The following is a 21068-nucleotide window of genomic DNA, read 5'->3' as shown; positions in this document are numbered from 1 at the left end:
TGAGGATTGTGACAGGCTTTATACCACGGCAGTCACCGGGATGTCAGGTGAACGGTCCCTCTATTCCAGTGGATGCGACCCCACTCCAGAAGATCTTCCAGCGATCCGGACAGCAAGAATTGCGGTGGCTGTTGATTGAGAGCAACCAGCGCGGAAAACAGGTTTTGCACCGGATTAAGATTGTCCAGAGCCGGTGCGTGATTCTGTTTGGAGAGTTTTTGTCCGTGCTCGTTCACAATTACAGGTATGTGCAGCCATCGTGGGGGTGTTGCGCCCAGCGCCCGGTATACCTGTAGCTGCTGAGCTGTCATGTCCAGCAGGTCGGAGCCTCTGACCACATCAGTAATGCCCTGCTCGATATCGTCCACTTCCACTGCGAGCTGATAAGCAAAAAAGCCTTCCTTGCGCAAAATTACCGGGTCGTCGATTTCTGCGCGAACAATGTGTGTTTGCGGCCCCAGTAATTGATCTTGCCAGTGGCAGACTTCGTCCCTGAGAGCAAAGCGTATGGCAAAAGGCTGGTCGACGTATTTTCTGTTGTGATCCCTGCAACGTAGTGGATGCCTGCCGCGGTGTGCTTCAAGCTGTTTGCGCGAGCACATGCAGCGGTATGCAAAACCGTTACTCAGCAATTGCTCGGTGGCTGCCTGATAGACTGGATGGCGGCGAGACTGAAAAACGACCGGTTCGTCTGGAAAAAGCCCGTGGGCGTCAAGGCTATTCAGAATTTGCCCGGTGGCCTCCGGAGGTTCCCGCAGAGGGTCAAGATCCTCAATGCGGATCAGCCATTGTCCGTTTTGTGATTTGGCTTCCAGGTAGCTTGCCAGAGCAGTAACCAGCGAACCAAAGTGCAGTGGGCCAGTAGGTGAGGGGGCGAAACGACCTCGGTATTGCCGTGGTGTGATCATGGAGTGGACACAGTGGCCGGCTGGGCCATATCAGGCTGCGCCGGCCAGGTGGGGGTTGCCGTATCAGATGCCAGTTTGGCGCTCGCGGATTTCGGCAAGAGTTTTACAGTCGATGCACAGTGTTGCAGTCGGGCGCGCCTCAAGGCGACGGGTGCCGATTTCTACACCGCACTGGTCGCAAAAACCGTAGTCGTCTTTGTCGATACGGTCGATGGTCTGATCAATTTTCTTGATCAGCTTGCGCTCGCGATCACGAGTGCGCAGTTCCAGACTGAACTCTTCTTCCTGAGTTGCGCGGTCGCTGGGATCCGCGTAGTTTGCAGCGTCTTCCTGCATGTGGTGCATAGTGCGATCCACTTCTTCCATGAGCTCCTGCTTCCATTGCAGCAGCAGCTCTTTGAAGTGCTCCCGCATGTCAGCACTCATGTAGTCTTCACCCTTTTTCATTTCGTAAGGGGTGAAGTTGGTGAAACGTTCGCGTGATTGGTCTGCTGTGGTTGCCATATGACCAGGCCTCTTTTTATATTCCTTACAAGGACACCGAGCTTCCCTGCGCGCCAGCCCCCGCCGCGGCGCGGTTATTTAGTTGGATGAAGCGGTCGTCCTAAAACGGGATTTTGCGGAAAATAGCAGATAAGTCCCGGAGGTGCCAGCCCTATGATACGTACTTGGTGTTTGGAGAGCTCATGAAATTCCCGGAACCTTTGATTGAAGGACGCTTAATTCGACGCTATAAACGCTTTCTGGCAGATGTGCGTTTGCCAGATGGCGGGGAGGTTACGGCCCATTGCCCTAATACCGGCTCCATGCTGGGCTGTCAGCCTCCCGATGGCAGGGTATGGCTAAGTCGTAGTAGTAACCCCGCGCGCAAATTGCCGTTCACTTGGGAGCTTGTCGAAACGGCACCTGGCATGCTGGCGTGTGTGAATACAGCCAGACCGAATGCGCAGGCCCGTGAAGCCATTGAAGGGGGGCGCATTCATGAACTTGCCGGCTACAGCCATGTCCGGTCCGAGGTGAAGTACGGCGAGGAGAAAAGCCGGATAGATCTGCTGCTGTCTGGCCACAACTCCGAGCCCGATGCCTGGGTAGAGGTGAAGAATGCCACCCTTGAAGAATCCGGTCAGGGCTTCTTCCCCGATGCGGTCACTACCCGAGGGCAGAAACATTTGCGAGAGCTCATGGCTCAGGTGGCGCTAGGTGACCGCGCTGTGCTGCTTTTCGTGGTAAATCATACGGGGATTGAAACGGTGCGGCCGGCGGATCACATCGACCCCCATTATGGCCAACTGCTGCGGCAGGCGTGCGATGCTGGCGTGGAGGTTTTAGCCTATCGGGCAAATCTTATGGGTGAGGATGGTAATCCGACGGGTGGTTTGGCTCTGTCGGAATCTGTCCCGGTTATTCTGGAAATTTGACTTCGACAACGCCTTCGACCACTCGAATATCCAACGGAGTGAGTGCGTCGCCCTGACAGGGGCCGGCTATGCATTCGCCGTCCCGGGGCTTAAACAGGGCGCCGTGGGTTGAGCATTGAAGGAACAGGTTGTCGGAATCCATAAAGCTTCCGGGTTTCCAGTTCAGCTCAACGCCCATGTGAGGGCATTGATTCAGGTAGGCTCTTGGCGTTGAACCATCCAGGAATACAAAGCCGGTCGGCGGCAAGGTGTCGGAATGTGTTGCAAGACCGGCTTCGGCCCGGGGCAGCGAACATTCAATAAACTGCCCTGCCTTTAAGTCTGCCCGGGCGCACACTGCCTGCCAAGGGTTTGTTTGTGTGTCGCTCATTTTTCGGCGTTGTACCGCATCCGTGTGCCATGGTTCAGCGACATCACGATTTCGGATGCCTCAAGTCTACGGGGGAAAAAACATCCAGAAATTTTAGCGCCGGCAATGCTTGCGCCTTCCATGGCAGAGCGTGCGAAGTTGATGCCCCGCAAGTCTGCTCCGCGAAAGTAGGCGTGCCGGAAGTCCAGACCTTTTGCATCCAGCCCGCGTAAATCGAGCCCGCGAAAGTCGCCGCGAGCGAAGCTTGGCAGATCATCAGTTCGCGCAAGTTTTTCAGCATTGAACGCAGTAACATCTTCCTTGCGAAGCATTTCGTAGAGCGGGTCATTGATTTGGCGTACTGCGTCGGTGTCCATGGTTTTTCCTTATTATGTTTCTTTCATGTTCTTTAGCTTGGCAGGCCAAAGTGCTGTCGTATGCGGTCTGCCACTGCTTCTGCAACGTGTTCCTGATCACTGCGCAGGTGCACGGTGTAGCTTGTTTCTTCAGTTGTCAGGGGCTCAAACCAGTCCTTCTGCGCGTCCAGTAGCTCTACCGTGGCCTCTGACGCGTCGCCCTTACGGTTACGGACCCACTCTTTGCGCAAAGCTTCGGGCGCTTCGCAGTGAATCAGGGCAAAGGGTACTCCCTGACTTTCCGCAACGGCTGCCATCAATGCGCGCTCCTTTTCTTTCAGGCTGGCGGCATCGACGATTACAGGCTGCCCGGCAGCGAGCAAGCCGCCGGCAAGCGTGGCCAGCCGCGAGTAAGTTTTTTCGTTGGCTTCGGCAGAATACAGATTTTCCCCGGTGGAGGACTGGCTGTCTTCCAATGGCGCGAGCCCATGCAGTCGCTTGCGTTCCACGTCAGATCTCAGGCGGATCAGGCCCAGTTCTGCTGACATGGCTGCGCTGATACAGGTCTTCCCGCTGGCGGAAAGGCCCACGGTAGCCAGCAGGTAGGGGTTTGGAATGTTGCTATAATCCTCCGCAAGTTGAGCGTAGTCGCGGTAGTGTTGCATCAGCCCTTCTTTCTCCTGTTCAGTAAGAGAAGGGTTAGCCATAGTGAACAGTGCGATCTTCGCCCTGACCAGCGCGCGGTATGCTTTATATAGAGGCAAAAGGGGTAGCGCTTCGAAATCGCCCCGGTATTCCAGATAAGTGTTCAGCACTAGGTTAGCCAGCGCTGACTCGCGTCGGGATTCCAGGTCCATCAGCAAAAACGCAAGGTCGTTAATTACATCAATCCAGCGAAAAGACTCGTTGAATTCGATGCAGTCGAACACGGTCACCTTGCCTTCGTATACTGTGATGTTAGCGAGGTGCAGATCACCGTGGCATTCCCGCACATATCCGTCCGCCCTGCGTTGCGCAATCAAGTCACGATGGCGTTCGAAGGTGGTTTGGGTCCAGGTTTCGAGGTTATCGAGCTGGCTGAGCAGGGATGCATCGCTGATCAGCGGCCGAATCTGGTCAAAGTTTTCCTGCATGGCCGCGTACACGGCTTCTGGTGTGCCCAGCGGCTTGTCGTCTGCGATCGGTTCAAGGCTGTTATGGAAGTTTGCCACCTGTTTAGCCAGGCTGGATAGCAGTTCCGGTTTAAGCTCGCCGGCTTCCTGCTGCTGGTCAAACAGCTGGTTTTGACGGAACTGACGCATTTTTAGCATGTACTCAAACGGCACACCATCGCCGCCGATAACGGGCTGCTCAGGGCTGCCGGTGATCGGAAGCACTTCGAGGTAGAGTGGCTCTGCCAAGCGACGGTTCAGGCGAAGCTCTTCTTCGCAAAAATGCTTGCGGAGTTCCAGCGTGGAGAAATCAAGAAACCCGAAATCCATAGGCTTTTTGATTTTGTAGGCATACTGGCCCGTTAGAATCACCTGAGAGATGTGGGTTTCTATAATCTGAAATCCATCTACCGGGTGGTGGTACAGTGCAGGATTCTGCATTGCCAGCAACAGATTGCCTGGGGATGTTTCACTCACGGTGTGCTCCTCGCTTCCCTGAACTTATTGAATTTTTATCGTCCCATCATAACGGGCAGGTTACATAAATAACACATAGTTGGCCTGCCTTATCTTGTACAGGCTTCGTTATAATCCACACATGAAAAAAAACAGCTCCTCTGCAAAAAAGCCCAATAAAAAGCCCCAGAAAAAAAACGCCGGGAATGGGCGCCGCTCCTGGTTCTGGAAATTGTTCATGCGTGTGTCTGCCATTGGCCTTGTGCTGCTGGCTTGCTGGATGGTGTACCTCGACGCAGTCGTCACATCCAGATTTGAGGGGCGGCGCTTTGAAGTGCCTTCCCGAGTGTATGCGCGGCCCTTGGAACTCTACGATGGCGCAGGGGTAAGTTCGGGCGCACTGGAGCGGGAATTGACGCTTGCGGGCTATCGCAAGGGCGACGGAGTAAAGCCTGGTAGTTACCGGCGCAACGGCGGCCACTTTATTATCAGCACCCGCGGATTTCGTTTTCCGGATGGCAATGAGCCCAGGCGAAGGCTTTCTTTGAACATATATGGCGATCGTATCCAGGGTTTCTCCGTATCCTCCGGTGACAACGCAGCAATCGTAAGGCTCGAACCTGCGCGCATTGGCGGAATTTACCCGGCGCACAAGGAAGATCGCATACTGGTGCGTCTGGAAGAGGTCCCTGAGTTGCTGCCCCAGGCCCTGATGGCTGTGGAAGACCGCAACTTTTATAACCATTTTGGAATTGCACCGGCCTCCATAGGCCGTGCCATGCTGGCCAATATGCGCGCTGGGCAAATCGTTCAGGGCGGCAGCACCCTCACGCAGCAGCTGGTTAAAAACTTTTTCCTTACTCGGGATCAGACCCTGCTACGCAAGGGCAATGAAGCTTTGATGTCGATCTTGCTCGAATGGCATTACGAGAAAGACGACATACTGGAAACCTACCTGAACGAAGTGTATCTGGGGCAGGCGGGCACCCGCAGCATCAACGGGTTCGGGTTGGCCAGCCAGTTCTATTTTGGTGAGTCATTGAAAGACCTGGGCGTTCACCAGACTGCGCTGCTTGTGGGTATGGTTAAAGGACCGAGCTATTACAACCCCCGTCGCCATCCGGAGCGAGCGACTCAGCGCCGCAATCTGGTTATCAGTGAGATGGAGGATGCTGGCCTGATTGATTCAGCAAAAGCGGCCCGTGCTCGCGGCCTGTCACTTGGCGTTAGTGCAAAACCGTCGTATTCAGAAAACCGCTACCCCGCGTATATCGATCTTGTTCGGCGGCATCTGGCACGGGATTACAAAGAAGCAGATCTGCGCAGCGATGGTCTCCGAATTTTTACCACCCTGAACCCGGCCATTCAGTACGCAGCTGAGTATGCCGTTACGGATACCTTGCCTAGGCTGGCCAGCGGAGATGTCGGCAAAGCCCTGGAAGCGACGCTGGTAGTCACCGCCAAGGATTCCGGTGAAGTTCTGGCTCTGGTGGGCGGCAAAGACCCGCAGTTTGCCGGGTTTAACCGGGCTTTGGATGCTAACCGCCCCATAGGATCCCTGATCAAGCCGTTTACTTATCTGACCGCGTTGGAACAGCCGGATCGTTACACCCTGATGACGCCAGTGCTGGATAAATCTTTTACGCTTGAATTTGATGACGGCCGGCGCTGGCAGCCGAAAAACTACAGTGGTGAAGAGCGTGGCGAAGTACCCCTGCATCGCGCGCTTTCGAAGTCCTATAACCTGCCGGCCGTGCGTGTGGGCCTGGATGTTGGCGTTCCGGCTGTCATTAAAACCTTGCGGGCGTTTGGTGTGGCAACACCGATTTCTGAATACCCGTCCATGCTATTGGGTTCGGTTGCCATGAGCCCGGTCACCGTTGCCCAAATCTACCAAGGCTTGGCGACGTCCGGGTTCAATACGCCGTTGCGCACGATCAGAGAAGTGACGGATTCAGCCGGTGGGGCGCTTTCACGCTATAGCCTTGAGGTGGATCAGGTGGCGGACCCCGCGGCAGTGCATCTGCTGCAGTACGCAATGCAAGAAACCATGCAGGAAGGTACAGGGCGCTCGGCTTACTACTCGGTTCCCAAGGAGCTTACGTTGGCCGGTAAAACCGGAACAACCGACGACGGCCGCGACTCCTGGTTTGCCGGCTTCAGCGGAGATTTGCTGGCGGTTGCCTGGGTGGGCCGGGACGATAATGGACCCACCGCGCTAACCGGCGCTACCGGAGCCTTGCCCGTATGGTCGCGGTTCATGGCACAAGTGCCACAGCACGGTTTCTCCCCGGTAATACCCGATGGTGTCAGCTACCACTGGGTAAATCCGGAAAAGCAGGCATTAACCGATGAGTACTGCGATAATGCGCGCCTTCTGCCGTTTATATCGGGTAGTGAGCCGACACAGAAGGTGTCTTGCTCTGGTACCCTTGAGCGGAAAATTCGAGGCTGGTTTGAAGGGTTGTTCCAATGAGTAGGCAAGGTGTTTTTCATGTGGGTATGTTGGCAGCATTTCTGAGCCTGGCGGGTTGCGCAACTGGGCCGGGAGGCCCTATTTACGTGCCTGCAGGGGGCTCTGAACGTGCGCCGGAACCACCACAGACGGCTGAAGGAAAAGACGAGACTCAAGTCTGGCGCAAGAGTGAGCAGACGGAAAGCCGAGAGCCAGAACAGCAGCCCCAGCGTAGCAGCAAACCGAGTTATCAGGATGCCGGGGATGCGCTTTCACCAGCAGCTCTCAGCCTGGTTCGCGAAGCGGACGCCCTGTTAAAAAGTGGCGATGCCCAGGGTGCCATTGTTCGACTGGAGCGTGCGCAAAGAATCGCGCCCAGATCTGCAGAGGTCTACTTTAAATTGTCTGAAGCCTACGTGGCCGGCAATAAGCTTGGGCCTGCAGAGCAATTTACGTTGAAAGGGTTATCTCTGGCGGGAAACGATTCCCGACTGCAGCGCGCAGGTTGGTTGTTGCTGGCGGATATACGCAGGGCGCGGGGTAATGTGGCAGGGGCAAGCCAAGCTGAAGAGCGTGCGGCAGCCTTGTAACATAGCGTGGTGAATGACCCTGCCAGAGAGATTTTCTGGCAGGGCCGGATGTCGCTTAAAGACCGGCGTTCTTCAACCGGTTTGCGTGTTGCTTGATTACAGCTTTCGGATCGGTCTCGAATAAGCTGTGCAGTCCTAATGCCTGGTTTACTTCATCCAGGTGATTCATAAAGTAGTTGTCCCGGATAATCTTGCCAAAATGGTTGCTGCAGCGCTCAACAAGGCCGTCATGCTGAGATGAACCCATTGCCAGGCTGGTAACACCAAGTAGGGCGTCGGAAGGGTCCAGAACGTTGGTGAGAACGCCAGTGCCACCCCAGGAATAGAAGCGAACGCCGTTTGCGGAATGTGCGCCTTCACCGCAGGCGCTTGTTGGGATGCCTGCAGGTGCAAAGCTGTTGAACTCTGCACTGCCTTGGGTTGTAAGAGATTGAAGGCTTGCTTCCATATTTTGATCGTATCCGCCGCCGGAGATCAGGTCTATAAGACCGCCAAGCGCGTTGCCCAACGTATTTGCCAGTCCGCTTGCTGGTGATCCGATGATCACATCAGCAACAGCGGAGCCTTTGTGAGGCGAGCCTATAGATGTAACCGAGGCCACCAAGTCAGGCCGTACCCGGGCTACATAGCGGGCCGTAGGTCCGCCATGGCTATGGCCTACGAGGTTTACTTTGCCGTGCACGGCAGCAATAGATTCTACCTGTGACAGCAGTTCCTCACCCCTGGCAATAGTGCTTTCCAGGGCCGGTACCTGCGTTGCATAAACATCCGCGCCATTTTTGCGGAGATCCTCTGCGATGCCATACCAGTAGTCCACGCCAATAATCGAGTTGAAGCCGAACATACCGTGCACCAATACTATGGGGTACTGGGTGCCAGCGTAATTTGCGGGTTTAGAGTTCCACCACCAGGCGGCGGAGGGGGCTGACCAAGCTATGGTCACAACCAGAGCGAGTGTTTTGATCCAGAGTTTCATGGTTTTTCCTACAGTTTGAGGTTGTGTTTGTTATTCAAACTGCGGCTCAACCTAACGGGTTGTTCCAGATACTTCGCGCCTGTGCCATAACGCATGGCGCAGAGCCTCTGCTTACTGACTTCCATGTTGTTGTTAGATGTTTGCCGTCAGAGCATCGCTACGGATACTTGGCTATAATTTGATCAGTGCGGTTTTATAGTCAACGGCTAAAGGGGCAAAACTTCCAGGGAGGGGGTTATAGCGTGACGAGGGTCACAGATTGTCTCGACAGGACATCGTTTTGACGTCCTGCCGAGTGTCGGTGCAAAAGCGTATTGCCCGATCTGAACCGACAAGCTTGGGCAATTAAAGAGTTGCGAAAACCTTCTTGGCTGCAGCAATCGTATCGGCGATGTCCTGATCCGACAGAGCGGCGCTAGTGAAACCAGCCTCAAAGGCAGAAGGCGCGAGGTAAACTCCTTCTTTAAGCATGCCTTGGAAAAATGTCTTGAAGCGTTCCACGTCGCAGGCCATTACCTGATTGAAGCTGGTAACACTGGATTCTTCAGTGAAGAAGAAACCAAACATAGCGCCTGCGCCCTGAACGGCTAAAGGTATGCCTGCCGCATCTGCTGCAGCCTTCAAGCCATCCCGTAGTGCAACAGTTTTCTCGGTCAGACGATCGTGAAAACCTGGTTCAGAGATGGCGTTCAGGGTTGCCAGACCTGCGCTCATGGCCAGTGGGTTGCCGCTCAGCGTGCCGGCCTGGTACACCGGGCCTAGAGGCGCAATATACTCCATGATTTCACGCTTTCCACCAAAGGCGCCAACAGGCAGGCCTCCGCCGATTACCTTGCCTAGCGCTGTCAGGTCCGGGGTTACCCCATACAGACCCTGAGCACCGCCGAGTGATACGCGGAACCCGGACATCACTTCGTCAAATATCAGCACGGTGCCGTGCTCATCGCAGACTTCACGCAGGCACTCCAGAAAGCCCGGAACCGGAGGTATGCAATTCATGTTGCCTGCAACCGGCTCCACGATAATGGCTGCAATCTCATCGCCCATTTCTTTAAAGGTCTTGCGAACACCTTCAATATCGTTGAAGTCGAGAGTCAGCGTGAGCTCAGCCAGGCAACTGGGAATGCCGGGCGAGTTGGGAACGCCCAAGGTTAGTGCGCCGGAGCCAGCTTTAACCAACAGTGAATCAACGTGCCCGTGGTAGCAGCCTTCAAACTTGATGATTTTGTCGCGGCCGGTGAATCCGCGGGCTAGCCGAATGGCGCTCATAGTGGCCTCGGTGCCAGAGTTCACCATGCGCACCAGATCAATTGACGGTACCAGTTCGCACACTTTGCGAGCCATATCGGTTTCGATAGAGGTAGGTGCGCCGTAGCCAACCCCGAGATCTACCTGAGCGTGCAGGGCCTCTTTGATGCGCTTGTCAGAGTGGCCAAGAATCATTGGGCCCCAGGATCCGATGTAATCAATATAGCGCTGGCCGTCCTCATCGTAGAGGTAGGCGCCTTCAGCGTGTTTGAAAAAGATCGGGGTGCCACCCACGCCACGGAATGCGCGAACGGGGGAGTTAACGCCGCCAGGGATGTATTTCTGTGCCTGTTCGAACAGGGTTTCGGAGTGTGTCATTTGTGGGAGCTCCTGTTATCTGGGAGTTGAAAATAGTGGATGGTGGCTGGCAAACAGCCTTTGGAATGTCTGTGCTTTCTGTATTGTGGCTTCGGGGTTACCCCCAAAAAGTCCGCCAACAACCGCAAGCAGGTCGGCGCCTGCGCGAACAAGGAGCTCGCCGTTTTCTGTAGTGATTCCACCAATGGCCGCAACTGGGCGCTTGAAACGTTTTGCTTCGGCCAAGATGGCGGTTGGGGCGGGCGGGGCATCCGGTTTGGTTGATGAATTGAAAAACCGACCAAATGCCAGGTAATCTGCGCCGTCTGCCGCGGCTGCTTCAGCCAGTGCAAGGTCGGCATGGCATGTGATGCCAATAATTGCGCCATCCCCAAGCAGATGGCGAGCCTCTGCCGCCGATCCATCTGTTTGGCCAAGGTGAACGCCCGCAGCGCCGATGCGCTTTGCCAGTTCGATATCATCGTTAATCAGCAGTGGGATGTCTGTAGTGGCGCATACGGATTGCAGATTTCTTGCTTGTGCCAGCCGTTCCGCCATGGGCGCCGACTTTTCCCGATACTGCACCATCACAGCACCGCCGAGAATGGCGGCTTCTACGGAGGCAACCATAGTTGCAGAAGGAGTTAGTTGGCTGTCGGTAATGGCATAAAGCCCGATGGGTACACGCCGTTTCATCGCTCCCACAGAATGCCCCGATCCGGAACCGGTTGGCCTCTTCCCACCTTAAGGGCGTGCAAAATAGTGCGGTGCACGTAGTTCTGAGCCTGGGAAATCGCGGCACGGGGGGATAGACCTAGCGCTCGACCGGCAGCAATTGCGGCTGCCAGTGTGCAGCCTGTACCATGGTATTCTCCGCCAATGCGCTCAACATCCCACGATGTGGGTGTGGGGGCGTGGTTGTAAAGTGTGTTGGTGATGTGAATGCCCGTGCCATGCCCGCCGGTTGCGAGCACCGAAGCACACCCTTTACTTAGCAGTTTGCGCGCAGCCTCGGCAGGATCATCACACTCCCCCAGTAAGGCCAACTCTATACCATTAGGAGTGATCATCTCCGCCAGGGGGAATAGGCGTGCTTTCATGGTGGCAAGCAGTTCGTCGTCCGCCAGATCGCCACCGCCAGCCGCCTTGATTACCGGGTCGGTTATCACCGGTATATCAGGATGCTTCTTGAGAAAATCAACCAAAACATCCACAACCGCAGAGTTGCCCAGGGCTCCGGTTTTTACCGCGTGTATTGGGACATCTTCGGCGATGCATCTGAGTTGCTCACGTATCAGTTCCGGGTTGACGGCTTCGGCACCGTATACATTCCGGGTATCCTGAACAGTCAGACAAGTGAGCACAGGTAACGGGTGGCACCCGAGTGATGTGATGGCCTGAATGTCCGCCTGGATGCCGGCGCCGCCGGAAGGGTCCAGGCCGGAAAGAACAAGTACGTGGGGGCGAGTGTAGTATTTGATTGCTAAAACTCCCTAGAACGGCTTAACGACAGCGAGAATAACAACTGCGAGCAAGATAAGCACCGGCAACTCATTGAACCAGCGATAGAATACATGGCCGCGAGTGTTGAGGTCGTCGCGGAACACCTTGACCAGATGCCCGCAATAAAAGTGGTAGATAATCAACAATGCCACGAGCAGCAGTTTCACATGCAGCCAGCCCTGGCTGAAGTAGCCCGACACATTATAAGTAAGCAACCAGGTGCCAAAGATCACTGTGGCAATCATCGAGGGTGTGGTTATACCACGATAGAGTTTGCGCTCCATGATTTTGAAACGCTCGCGCCCCGGCTCATCCTCACAGGCTGCATGGTAGACGAACAGCCTTGGCAGATAGAACAGGCCGGCAAACCAGCACACCAGAGAAATTATATGAAAGGCCTTAACCCACAGCATTGATCAGCTCCGTCGATATTGGTAATAACTTTCGATGTCAGATTTAAGCATAACGCCGTAAACCCTTTGAATCATTGGTGCTACATGGCGTTGCACATACAACGCCTCAGCGCTGGAGTTCTCAAACTCGTGCATTGCCTCTTCGAGGGTCGCTTGATATTGCACCGGTGCAATATCGCGCCGGTGTGCGGGTATGTCCATCAGGTCAATCGATTCGACAGGTTCGTCCGTTTCGTTCGACGCGGCATCTACTGAATCTTCCAGGTAACGGGCAAGGTCGACCGCAGGTAACAAAGCTGTGGGGCCGTTCTTGCCATCGACGATCAACCACTTTGGTTCCGCCTGGAGCGCTTTGCGGGCCTCTTCCGCCGTGAGGTGTCTATTTATGCGCAGTATGCTCTTGTCCATGATTGCCGCCACAGATACCCGTCGCAAAGCCTGGATAACCGGTGAGCTTTGATAGCTAAGGCCTTGGCTTTTAAGTACGGTCAGGAAGAGGGATTTTTTTCCGAATGCCTCACTTGTGATAAGCGTAGCTGTGGTAATAACCAGCATACCGGGAAGAATAATGTTGGGATTGCGGGTTAGCTCCATAAGAGCCATTAGCGCGGCTAGGGGAGCCTGTAACACCGCACCCATCATGGCGCCCATTCCGAGCATGGCATAAAAGCCGACCGATGAAGCGTGGCCGGGGAGGATGTCTCCCCCGATGAGGCCCAGAGCCCCGCCAAGCGCAGCGCCCATAACAAGCGTTGGGCCTATAATGCTGCTGGGCATGCCCAGCCCGACGGTCAACGCGGTGATAACCAGTTTCGCAGCACCTACGCTAAGAAGTAACCAGAGGCCGAGTTCGCCGTTCATGGTTTCGTTTACTGTGTCGTATCCAATGCCCATGGTTTGGGGAACTGCCACAGCGGCAACGGCCATCAGCATCCCGGCGATGATCACTCGCAATAAGATGGGGCGCTGGTTGAACCGCCCCATGGCGTCGACCAGATGAATGAATAGCGCTGCGGAAACGCCAATAATAATAGCAATAACCAGAATCCAGGGTATCTCCAGAAACGAGTTCATGGTCAACGCAGGTACGTTAAATGCGGGCTCAGATCCATACACTAGCTGGGTGACCACCGCTGCGCTAACGGCCGCAAGAATAATGGGCGTGAACCCGGCTATCGTGTACTCCATCATCACCACTTCCATGGCGAAAATTACTCCGGCAATTGGGGTGTTGAATGATGCGGATATGGCGGCAGCACAACCGCATGCCACCAGGGTGCGTATGCTGTTGTTGGGTAGGCGCATCCACTGCCCCATGAGGCTAGAGAATGCAGCGCCCAAATGAACGGCAGGCCCCTCCCGGCCAGCTGATTGCCCGGTGATCACCGTGCCCACACCCACAACGAACTGAATAATAGCGCTCCGTGCGGTGATGTAACCCTGGTGGTAATTCAGGCGCTCCATCACATGGACGACACCAACTTTCCGGTCATGAGTGGCTAGGCGGTGTAAAAACAGGCCAATACTGAGCGCGCCTGCAAGTGGCAGCACGCCGCGGGTGATTATATCGAGGCTTTCAAACGCTTCGGAGCCTTCTCCCGGTAGGAAATACTCCAGCGGCCATTCGATGGCCAGCCGGAAGACCAGAATCACGGCGCCCGTGACCAGCCCGGATAGCAGACCCAGAATAGCCAGCTGTGGTAAAGAATCCACACCGGACATACTGCGTGTGAAAACAGAGGTTATTCTTTCACTAATCCGATGCCAGACTTTATTCATGGGTGCCGATGTTCCGGAACAAGAGAGTGGCCTTCCAGAGGGTTTCTGACATCATTGTAACTGTCACTTTGCAGGCTGCAATGAGTCGTTGGTTTATCATGATAGACTAAGGCGTTAAGCTACAGGCAAAGACACCTCGAAATCCTTATCCAACGTCGCTGGAGAGCAAGTTGATAAAAGTAGGCATTGTGGGCGGCACCGGCTACACCGGCGTCGAACTCCTCAGAATTCTCGCTGTTCATCCGGAAGCAACGGTAAGCTGCATAACCTCAAGATCTGAGGCCGGAGTGCCGGTATCCGATATGTACCCAAATCTCCGTGGGCACTTTGATCTGGCTTATTCAGAGCCGGACGCCAGTGTTCTTGCCGCCTGCGATCTGGTGTTTTTTGCAACACCACACGGCGTTGCAATGGAGATGATTCCTGAGTTAATGGCTGCGGGTGTGCGGGTTGTTGACCTGTCAGCAGACTTCCGACTCAAGGATCTGAAGGTCTGGTCCCAGTGGTACGGCTTGCCCCATAAATCACCGGAGTGGGTTGAAAAGGCTGTTTACGGTTTGCCAGAAGTCGCGCGCGCTGAAATTGCCAAGGCACAGCTGGTTGCTAACCCCGGGTGCTATCCGACAGCGGTTCAGCTGGGCTTTCTCCCACTGCTGGAGAGTGGGCTGGTTGACCCGTCACGGTTGATTGCAGATGCCAAATCCGGCGCCAGCGGCGGTGGCCGACAGGGCAAAATTGCCATGTTGCATGGTGAAGTCAGTGAAAGTTTCAAAGCCTATGGGGCATCAGGCCACCGTCACTTGCCGGAGATTCGACAGGGCTTGTCTGCCGCGGCCGGCACTGAAACCGGTGTAACATTTGTGCCTCATCTTGTTCCGATGATTCGCGGCATAGAAGCAACGCTCTATGCAGAGCTGAAGAATCCGGTTGATTTTGACCGTTTGCAGGCACTGTTCGAGGAGCGTTACCGTGACGAGCCGTTTGTAGACGTGATGCCGTTCGGTAGCCATCCGGAGACCCGGAGTGTACGGGGTGCAAACTTGTGCCGTATGGCACTGCATCGCCAGGAACAGAGCAACATTGTGATCATTTCCTCTGTGATTGATAACCTGGTGAAAGGCGCGGCCGGCCAAGCTGTCCAGAACATGAACATCATGTTTGGCCTCAAAGAAACGCTGGGCCTTGAAGCACCTGCGCTACTGCCGTGAGGAACGCCAGTGAGCGAACAACGAAAACCCTCTGAGGAATATGTTGTTATCCGCCATCGGCCGGGATACCGGCTGAAGCGGGCGCTGATCCTGATTGTGTGCACAGTGATTGCTGGCGCTGGCGGGTATGCTGCTGGGCTGGCTCAGGGAGGTTTTCGGTCCACTGGGGTCGAAGCCTCCAACGAGCGATTGGAAGACAAGCTGGCAGCTCTGGAAGCCAACTATCGCGATGCCCGTCAGCGTTTGGTTAATCTCGAGCGTGGTAAACTCATTGATGAGCAAGCGCTGAATCAGGCCCGGAACATCATTGTGGAATTGGAAACCCGGGTAGGTTCGCTTAAATCAGATCTCACATTCTATAAAAATATCATGGCGCCCTCTGAAACCAGCAAGGGGTTGCAGGTTGATCGGTTTTCACTGACCAACGATAGGCAGGCAGGCGTTTATAATTTCAAACTCGTGTTGACACAGGTTGGTAACAACAAGAGCTATATTGCAGGTGTTGTGGCCGTCAATATAATTGGGATGCGCGACCAGGAAAAAGAAGTTATCGCACTGCGAGACCTGTCCCAGGAAATAAAAGATCTTGGCGTGAAATTCCGCTTTCGGTATTTCCAGGATGTGGAAGGTAAACTGACATTGCCAGACGGTTTTGAACCACTTGAAGTGCAGGTGGTTGCTCAGGCCGAAGGACGCAAATCCTCGCAGGCCGAACGAACCTTCGGCTGGGGCGATTTAACGGAGAACTAGAAATGTTTGGCAAGAAAAAGGCAAAGCCCCGTCGGGCCACCGGTAACTTCGATACGCTGATCTCTTCGCGCACGACCATAGAAGGGGATGTGCGTTTTTCTGGTGGCTTGCATGTTGATGGACATATCAGGGGCAAAGTGCTGGCTGAAGAGGGGAGTGATGCGGTTCTGAGAGTTTCAGAGGTAGGTGAGGTGACCGGCGACATATCCGCCCCGCACGTAGTCATCAACGGAACAGTGAACGGCGACGTGTATGCGTCTGCGCATCTGGAGCTTGCTGAAAAGGCCGCTATTAACGGCAGCGTTTACTACAATCTCATCCAGATGGCGATGGGCGCATCGGTAAACGGCAATCTCGTTCACCAGCGTGAGCCTTCTGGGTTGCTGACCCAGGATAAGGTGTCGCGGCCGGAAGCTGATCGCAATCTTTCCGTCGAAAGCGCTGACGAGTCTTCCGGCCAAGATGGTGGTAAGTCCGAATAGTTGATTGTTTTACTCAGGAATACCATAATCAATGCAGTTGTATCAGGTAATCCGGAGGCAAGCTTGAGTGTAGTTCAACAGCAAATGGCCGCACCGCTGTTTTTCAGCGATAGTGCGGTCAACAAAGTACGAGAACTGGTTGATGAGGAAGGCAATTCCGACCTCAGGCTGCGCGTGTTTGTTACCGGCGGTGGATGTTCGGGGTTTCAGTACGGGTTCTCATTTGATGAAACTCAGGATGAGGAAGATACTGTAATTGAGCGGGATGGAGCTGTATTGCTGGTAGACCCTATGAGTTACCAGTACCTTGTGGGCGCCACCGTAGATTACCAGGAAGGCTTGCAGGGCTCTCAGTTTGTGGTACAGAACCCTAATGCGAGCTCTACCTGTGGTTGTGGTAGCTCGTTTACGATTTGAGGTTGTGTGAGTTTAATGCCCGGCAGCGATCGCTTTTATTATGCCGGGTAAATTGCCCCAAGAATTCGCGGACCTTTAGCTCCGGTTACCTCTGGCAAGTTCCCTGGTTTGTGCTCCATCGTTTGCTGTGCCAGCCATGCAAATGCAGTAGGCTCTACCCACTGCGGATCAAGGCCGAGTTCAGCGGTGCTGTGCACGCGAATAGGGCTAAGTCCCTGAGAAATTTCCTTCATAAGCAAGCTATTCCGAGTACCCCCGCCACAGGCATAAACGATCATGCCTGGTGACTGAGGCATTTGTCGGATCGCTGTGATCACGGTCAGTTGCAATAGCGTGCGCTGAACGTCTTCTGGCAGAACATTTTCGTGTCGCTTCACCAGAGTTTTAACCCATTCAAGATTAAACTTTTCTTTCCCGGTGCTCTTGGGGGTCGGCCGCTCAAAGTAAGCATCCGTGAGCATGTCACTCAACAGTGCGTGGTCAACAATGCCTTCCATGGCCCAGTGGCCGTCTTCATCGTAAAGGCGTCCGGTTTGATCCTGGCACCATGCATCCATCAGAGCATTTGCAGGCCCCGTGTCGAAGCCGGTTGCCGGGCTGCGTCGAGCTGATGGAATCCAGGTTATGTTGGCGATGCCGCCGAGATTGAGGATGCATCTGTCTTCTGTGTCCGAACCGAAAAAATGCTGATGAAAGGCTGGAACCAGAGGAGCGCCTTGCCCACCAGCGGCCATGTCACGGCTGCGGAAATCTCCCACTGTCGTAACGCAGGTTTTCTCTGCAATGATTGACGGGTTGCCGATCTGGAGTGAGAAGCGGCCGGGCCCGGAAGGTTGGTGCCTCAGGGTTTGTCCGTGGCTTCCAATGGCACGAATTGACGACCTGTCTACCCCGGACTTGCAGATCAGGGCTTCCGCGGTGTTTGCGAAAAGTGTGCCGACCAGTGTACCGAGTTCGCCCACTTCGTCTGGTGTGGCTTGATTCTGGCTAGCCAGTACCAGGCGCTTGCGCAGATCTTCAGGGTAAGGACAGGAGTGCGTGGCGTGAGTGCGGACAGATTTGCCCTGGAAGGACACCAGCACGGCATCTATGCCATCCATGCTGGTGCCGGACATGAGCCCGATCCAGGTGTCCATAATAAATCAGTTGTCCGAGGCCAAAGCCAGGTGTTGGAAGTTTGTCCGGAAGGCTTCAAACTGCGCAACTTGCTGTTGCGTATGCTTTTTGAATCGTGCCATTTCAGTCGCCGAAATTGGCTGTGCATCAGGCAGTTTTACGGTTCTGGAGTTGCGCGGCGAGCCGTTTACGCGGAATTCATAGTGTAGGTGCGGCCCGGTTACCATGCCGGAGGAGCCAACGTAACCTATGGTTTGGCCTTGCTTGACACGGGCGCCGTTTTTCATGCCTTTGGCTAATCGGCTCATGTGTGCATACAGCGTGGTGATGTTGTCACCGTGCTTTAAGACAATTGTACGGCCATAGCCGCCTTTCCAACCGGAAAACTGAACTCTGCCGTTACCCGCAGCCTTGATGGGTGATCCTGGAGGTGCGGCGTAATCTGTTCCTTCATGGGGGCGCACTACATCCAGTACTGGGTGGCGGCGTTGTAGGTTAAATGACGAGGAAATTCGCGCGTCGATAGGCGTGCGCAAGAAAGCCTTGCGCATGCTTTTACCGTCGGGTGTATAGTAGTCGCTATCGCCATTGCTGTCTGTATAGAGGAGGGCAACGTTTTCTTCGCCACGGTTTATAAAGCGGGCAGACAGAATGCGGCCGGTGCTAAACTTCTCACCATCGAGATAGAGTTCTTCATAGACAACTTCAAACTGGTCGCCCTTGCGAACGTCGTAAACAAAGTCGATGTCCCAGCCAAATATGCCAGAAAGCTCCATAGTTAGGCGATCGTTTAGCCCAGCTTCGCGCGCGGCGAGGTAAAGTGAACCATCGATGGTGCCCGAAGCAAACGCAGGCTTGGGCTCGGGTTCGCGGACTTCCGTTTGGCCTGTAAAAGTCCCTTCTTGTATGTCAATCTTCAGTGTTTCCAGGCGGCTGCGCTGGAGTTCAACTGCTGCAAGCTCACCGTCGCTATCAATGGCAAAGCGGATCGTTTCGCCAGCGTAGAGGCGTTGCAGCTTGTTTGCCTCACCTTCGCCATGAATTACGGAGAGCATGGTGCCGTCGTTGAATCCCGCTTTCTTGAAAAGGGAAGATAGTGTGTCGCCTGATTTAATATCGAATGTTTGCCAGGTATGGCGGGGTGTAATTTCGGCGGTTACAGGCTCTGGAGTCTCCGGAGAAACAACAGCAGGCTGATCTGCAGCAACGGGCTCGGCAGCGGTGGAGCGCTTCTGTGGCGACTTTTGGGAGATAATTGCTGACGCCTTACCCTGCTCCAAGTCGAGGGTATATGACATTCGTTTGGCCTCAACGTCGGCGCTGGGGCTCATCAAAATTGCGGCAGATACTACAACGGTTGCAGCAGCGGCAATGGTAATATGGGTTTTTGGAAACATTTTCAACAAGTGTCGCATCCGTTTCAATCCGTATTCCGGCAGCTTGTGCCATCTAGTTAAAGCTGTTGTTCAAGTGTGAACCAACAGATTACCGTATAAAAAGCGCGTGGAACAGCGTAGAACATTACGGTTGTTGCGCTGCAGGCCGGATTTCTTGCGGTGCCATTGATATAATGCGACCGCCCGAAATGCCCGGCATTGTTTAAAAACTGAGCGCTTACACTTTAGCAGGGCACCAGGTAACTCACAGAGTTCTTTTGTTGAAGTCTGTAACTGATATTTTTTGTGAAACCGATTGGGGATACAAGATTCATGGCATCTATTGATGAAGCGCTGGCGATTATCAAGCGAGGCGTAGACGAACTAATACCGGAAGATGATCTGGTTGCGAAGTTAAAAGAAGGTCGCCCTTTGCGTATTAAGGCAGGTTTCGACCCTACAGCCCCCGATCTCCATCTCGGTCATACCGTGCTGATTAATAAGCTACGCCAGTTTCAGGATCTCGGGCACGAGGTCATCTTCCTTATAGGAGACTTCACCGGAAAGATCGGTGACCCGTCGGGTAAGAGTGCCACCCGGCCACCGTTAACCGATGAGCAGGTCGCGCAAAATGCGATTACCTATAAAGAGCAGGTGTTTAAGATTCTGGATCCGAACAAAACCCGGGTGGTCTTCAACTCTGAGTGGATGAGCAAGATGGCTGCGGCCGACATGATCCAGTTAGCGGGTCAGTATACTGTTGCCCGGATGTTGGAGCGTGACGACTTCACCAAGCGCTATCGCTCTGAACAACCGATTGCCATACACGAATTTCTTTACCCGCTAATACAGGGTTACGACTCGGTTGCGCTGGAGGCGGATGTTGAGTGCGGCGGTACGGATCAGAAGTTCAATCTTCTGATGGGGCGTATATTGCAAAAGCACTACGGTCAGGCTCCGCAAGCTGTCCTGACTATGCCCATATTGGAGGGTCTGGATGGCGTTCAGAAGATGTCCAAGTCTTTGGGTAACTATATAGGTGTAAACGACGCGCCGGGTGAGATGTACACCAAGCTACTGTCTGTGCCCGATGAGTTGCTTTGGCGATACTTTGAGCTTTTGAGCTTCCGTCCCCTTGCGGAGGTGGCTGAGTTCCAGAAGGCTGTTGAGGAGGGGGCTAATCCCCAGGACTACAAGAAGCTGTTGGCGGAAGAGATCATTACCCGTTTTCACAGCGAAGAAGCTGCAAGTACGGCCCACAAGTCCGCAGGTAACCGGGTTGCATTGGGGGATATCCCGGAGAATGTTCCTCAAGTAGAGGTTTCCCTGGAGGGGCAGGCGGAGATTCTTATGCCGTCTGTCTTGCGAATGGCTGGCCTTGTAAAGAATGGAGCGGCTGCGCGGGATGTCCTGGGTCGCGGTGCGGTGTTTGTTGATGGACAGCAATTTGAGGGTGATCGTGCCTTTGTCGAAGGTGATAGTTGTGTGATTCAGGCTGGGAAGAAGAAGATTGCCCGCATTTTGATCACTGCTTGATCGATTTTCGGCTATTTTGAGTTTATTTCAAAATGGCCGTTGACAGATCTGCGTGTGTCTGTAGAATGCGCATCTCCTTCGAGGGACACACCGTTGAGACGGGGTGGATTGAGAAGGTCAACTGTTTGAAAGTATTAAAGAAAACGAGTTTGAAGATTCTTTAATTAAACGGTTGACAAGGCGGCGAGACGATGTAGAATACGCCACCTTGATTGAGCAACGGC

Annotated in this window: 21 protein-coding genes; 8 read left to right on the top strand and 13 right to left on the bottom strand. The window is 54.3% G+C overall.

What is annotated here, in order from left to right:
- Nucleotides 1-32: 32 nt before the first annotated feature.
- Both gluQRS and dksA read right to left on the bottom strand, forming a co-directional pair.
- Nucleotides 33-908, bottom strand: coding sequence for a tRNA glutamyl-Q(34) synthetase GluQRS (gene gluQRS, locus AADB16_RS00105; protein ID WP_410800569.1), 876 nt, complete (start codon nt 906-908; stop codon nt 33-35).
- Between the two features lie 63 nt (nt 909-971).
- The gene (gene dksA / locus AADB16_RS00100) at nt 972-1412 is read right to left on the bottom strand and encodes an RNA polymerase-binding protein DksA (RefSeq protein WP_298452730.1); all 441 of its coding nucleotides are present in this window, start codon (nt 1410-1412) and stop codon (nt 972-974) included.
- A 182-nt stretch (nt 1413-1594) separates the two neighbouring features.
- Here dksA and sfsA point away from each other — a divergent pair, with 182 nt between their 5' ends.
- Complete coding sequence (gene sfsA, locus AADB16_RS00095; protein WP_410800567.1) at nt 1595-2326, top strand: DNA/RNA nuclease SfsA; 732 nt, start codon at nt 1595-1597, stop codon at nt 2324-2326.
- On the opposite strand, the gene AADB16_RS00090 is transcribed toward sfsA, so the two are convergent.
- The 3 genes from AADB16_RS00090 to AADB16_RS00080 are packed head-to-tail and all read right to left on the bottom strand — an operon-like array spanning nt 2310 to nt 4623.
- Nucleotides 2310-2696 carry a Rieske (2Fe-2S) protein gene (locus AADB16_RS00090; RefSeq protein ID WP_410800565.1) on the bottom strand — a complete coding sequence of 129 codons (387 nt, stop codon included), beginning with the start codon at nt 2694-2696 and terminating at the stop codon, nt 2310-2312. The two genes, sfsA and AADB16_RS00090, sit on opposite strands and share 17 nt — an antisense overlap.
- A complete protein-coding gene (locus AADB16_RS00085) occupies nt 2693-3052 on the bottom strand; it encodes a pentapeptide repeat-containing protein (RefSeq protein WP_309045063.1) in 360 nt (119 codons plus the stop codon). The genes AADB16_RS00090 and AADB16_RS00085 overlap by 4 nt, the downstream gene beginning before the upstream one ends.
- Before the next feature lie 32 nt (nt 3053-3084).
- On the bottom strand, nt 3085-4623 hold the full coding sequence (locus AADB16_RS00080; RefSeq protein ID WP_410803541.1) for an AAA family ATPase: 1539 nt from the start codon (nt 4621-4623) through the stop codon (nt 3085-3087).
- Nucleotides 4624-4780: 157 nt separating this feature from the next.
- On the opposite strand from AADB16_RS00080, the gene mrcB reads away from it, so the two are divergent.
- Nucleotides 4781-7114 carry a penicillin-binding protein 1B gene (gene mrcB, locus AADB16_RS00075; protein WP_410800563.1) on the top strand — a complete coding sequence of 778 codons (2334 nt, stop codon included), beginning with the start codon at nt 4781-4783 and terminating at the stop codon, nt 7112-7114.
- Complete coding sequence (locus tag AADB16_RS00070) at nt 7111-7683, top strand: tetratricopeptide repeat protein (RefSeq protein ID WP_410800561.1); 573 nt, start codon at nt 7111-7113, stop codon at nt 7681-7683. Before mrcB ends, AADB16_RS00070 begins: the two co-directional genes overlap by 4 nt.
- A 55-nt stretch (nt 7684-7738) precedes the next feature.
- Here the strand turns inward: AADB16_RS00070 and AADB16_RS00065 are convergent, their stop codons facing one another.
- From AADB16_RS00065 to AADB16_RS00040, 6 genes are all read right to left on the bottom strand, one after another.
- Complete coding sequence (locus AADB16_RS00065; protein ID WP_309045067.1) at nt 7739-8659, bottom strand: lipase family alpha/beta hydrolase; 921 nt, start codon at nt 8657-8659, stop codon at nt 7739-7741.
- A gap of 345 nt (nt 8660-9004) precedes the next feature.
- Complete coding sequence (gene hemL / locus AADB16_RS00060; RefSeq protein WP_309045068.1) at nt 9005-10285, bottom strand: glutamate-1-semialdehyde 2,1-aminomutase; 1281 nt, start codon at nt 10283-10285, stop codon at nt 9005-9007.
- 15 nt (nt 10286-10300) lie between these two features.
- Nucleotides 10301-10969, bottom strand: a complete 669-nt coding sequence (gene thiE / locus AADB16_RS00055; RefSeq protein ID WP_410800559.1) for a thiamine phosphate synthase — start codon at nt 10967-10969, stop codon at nt 10301-10303.
- On the bottom strand, nt 10957-11745 hold the full coding sequence (locus AADB16_RS00050) for a bifunctional hydroxymethylpyrimidine kinase/phosphomethylpyrimidine kinase (RefSeq protein WP_410803539.1): 789 nt from the start codon (nt 11743-11745) through the stop codon (nt 10957-10959). The genes thiE and AADB16_RS00050 overlap by 13 nt, the downstream gene beginning before the upstream one ends.
- 12 nt (nt 11746-11757) lie before the next feature.
- Nucleotides 11758-12180 carry a protoporphyrinogen oxidase HemJ gene (hemJ, locus tag AADB16_RS00045; RefSeq protein WP_309045070.1) on the bottom strand — a complete coding sequence of 141 codons (423 nt, stop codon included), beginning with the start codon at nt 12178-12180 and terminating at the stop codon, nt 11758-11760.
- Nucleotides 12181-12183: 3 nt separating this feature from the next.
- Entirely contained in the window at nt 12184-13959 is a 1776-nt protein-coding gene (locus tag AADB16_RS00040; RefSeq protein ID WP_309045071.1) for a chloride channel protein, read from the bottom strand.
- A 170-nt stretch (nt 13960-14129) separates the two neighbouring features.
- Here AADB16_RS00040 and argC point away from each other — a divergent pair, with 170 nt between their 5' ends.
- The 4 genes from argC to erpA all read left to right on the top strand — a co-directional run bounded on the left by argC (nt 14130) and on the right by erpA (nt 16816).
- Complete coding sequence (gene argC / locus AADB16_RS00035) at nt 14130-15167, top strand: N-acetyl-gamma-glutamyl-phosphate reductase (protein WP_410800557.1); 1038 nt, start codon at nt 14130-14132, stop codon at nt 15165-15167.
- Nucleotides 15168-15176: 9 nt separating this feature from the next.
- Nucleotides 15177-15917 carry a DUF6776 family protein gene (locus AADB16_RS00030; protein WP_410800555.1) on the top strand — a complete coding sequence of 247 codons (741 nt, stop codon included), beginning with the start codon at nt 15177-15179 and terminating at the stop codon, nt 15915-15917.
- A gap of 2 nt (nt 15918-15919) precedes the next feature.
- Entirely contained in the window at nt 15920-16399 is a 480-nt protein-coding gene (locus AADB16_RS00025; RefSeq protein WP_410800553.1) for a bactofilin family protein, read from the top strand.
- An 84-nt stretch (nt 16400-16483) separates the two neighbouring features.
- Entirely contained in the window at nt 16484-16816 is a 333-nt protein-coding gene (erpA, locus tag AADB16_RS00020; protein WP_298453167.1) for an iron-sulfur cluster insertion protein ErpA, read from the top strand.
- A 38-nt stretch (nt 16817-16854) separates the two neighbouring features.
- On the opposite strand, the gene AADB16_RS00015 is transcribed toward erpA, so the two are convergent.
- Nucleotides 16855-17952 carry an anhydro-N-acetylmuramic acid kinase gene (locus AADB16_RS00015; RefSeq protein WP_410800551.1) on the bottom strand — a complete coding sequence of 366 codons (1098 nt, stop codon included), beginning with the start codon at nt 17950-17952 and terminating at the stop codon, nt 16855-16857.
- 6 nt (nt 17953-17958) lie between these two features.
- The gene (locus AADB16_RS00010) at nt 17959-19338 is read right to left on the bottom strand and encodes an OapA family protein (RefSeq protein WP_410803537.1); all 1380 of its coding nucleotides are present in this window, start codon (nt 19336-19338) and stop codon (nt 17959-17961) included.
- A gap of 303 nt (nt 19339-19641) precedes the next feature.
- On the opposite strand from AADB16_RS00010, the gene tyrS reads away from it, so the two are divergent.
- Nucleotides 19642-20844, top strand: coding sequence for a tyrosine--tRNA ligase (gene tyrS / locus AADB16_RS00005; RefSeq protein ID WP_309045076.1), 1203 nt, complete (start codon nt 19642-19644; stop codon nt 20842-20844).
- Nucleotides 20845-21068: the final 224 nt, after the last annotated feature.

The sequence above is a fragment of the Marinobacter sp. KMM 10035 genome, assembly GCF_046537445.1.
Classification (GTDB): Bacteria; Pseudomonadota; Gammaproteobacteria; order Pseudomonadales; family Oleiphilaceae; genus Marinobacter; species Marinobacter sediminicola.
Note: the sequence above shows the minus strand (reverse complement) of the source record. Positions and strands in the feature narration are given on the sequence as shown.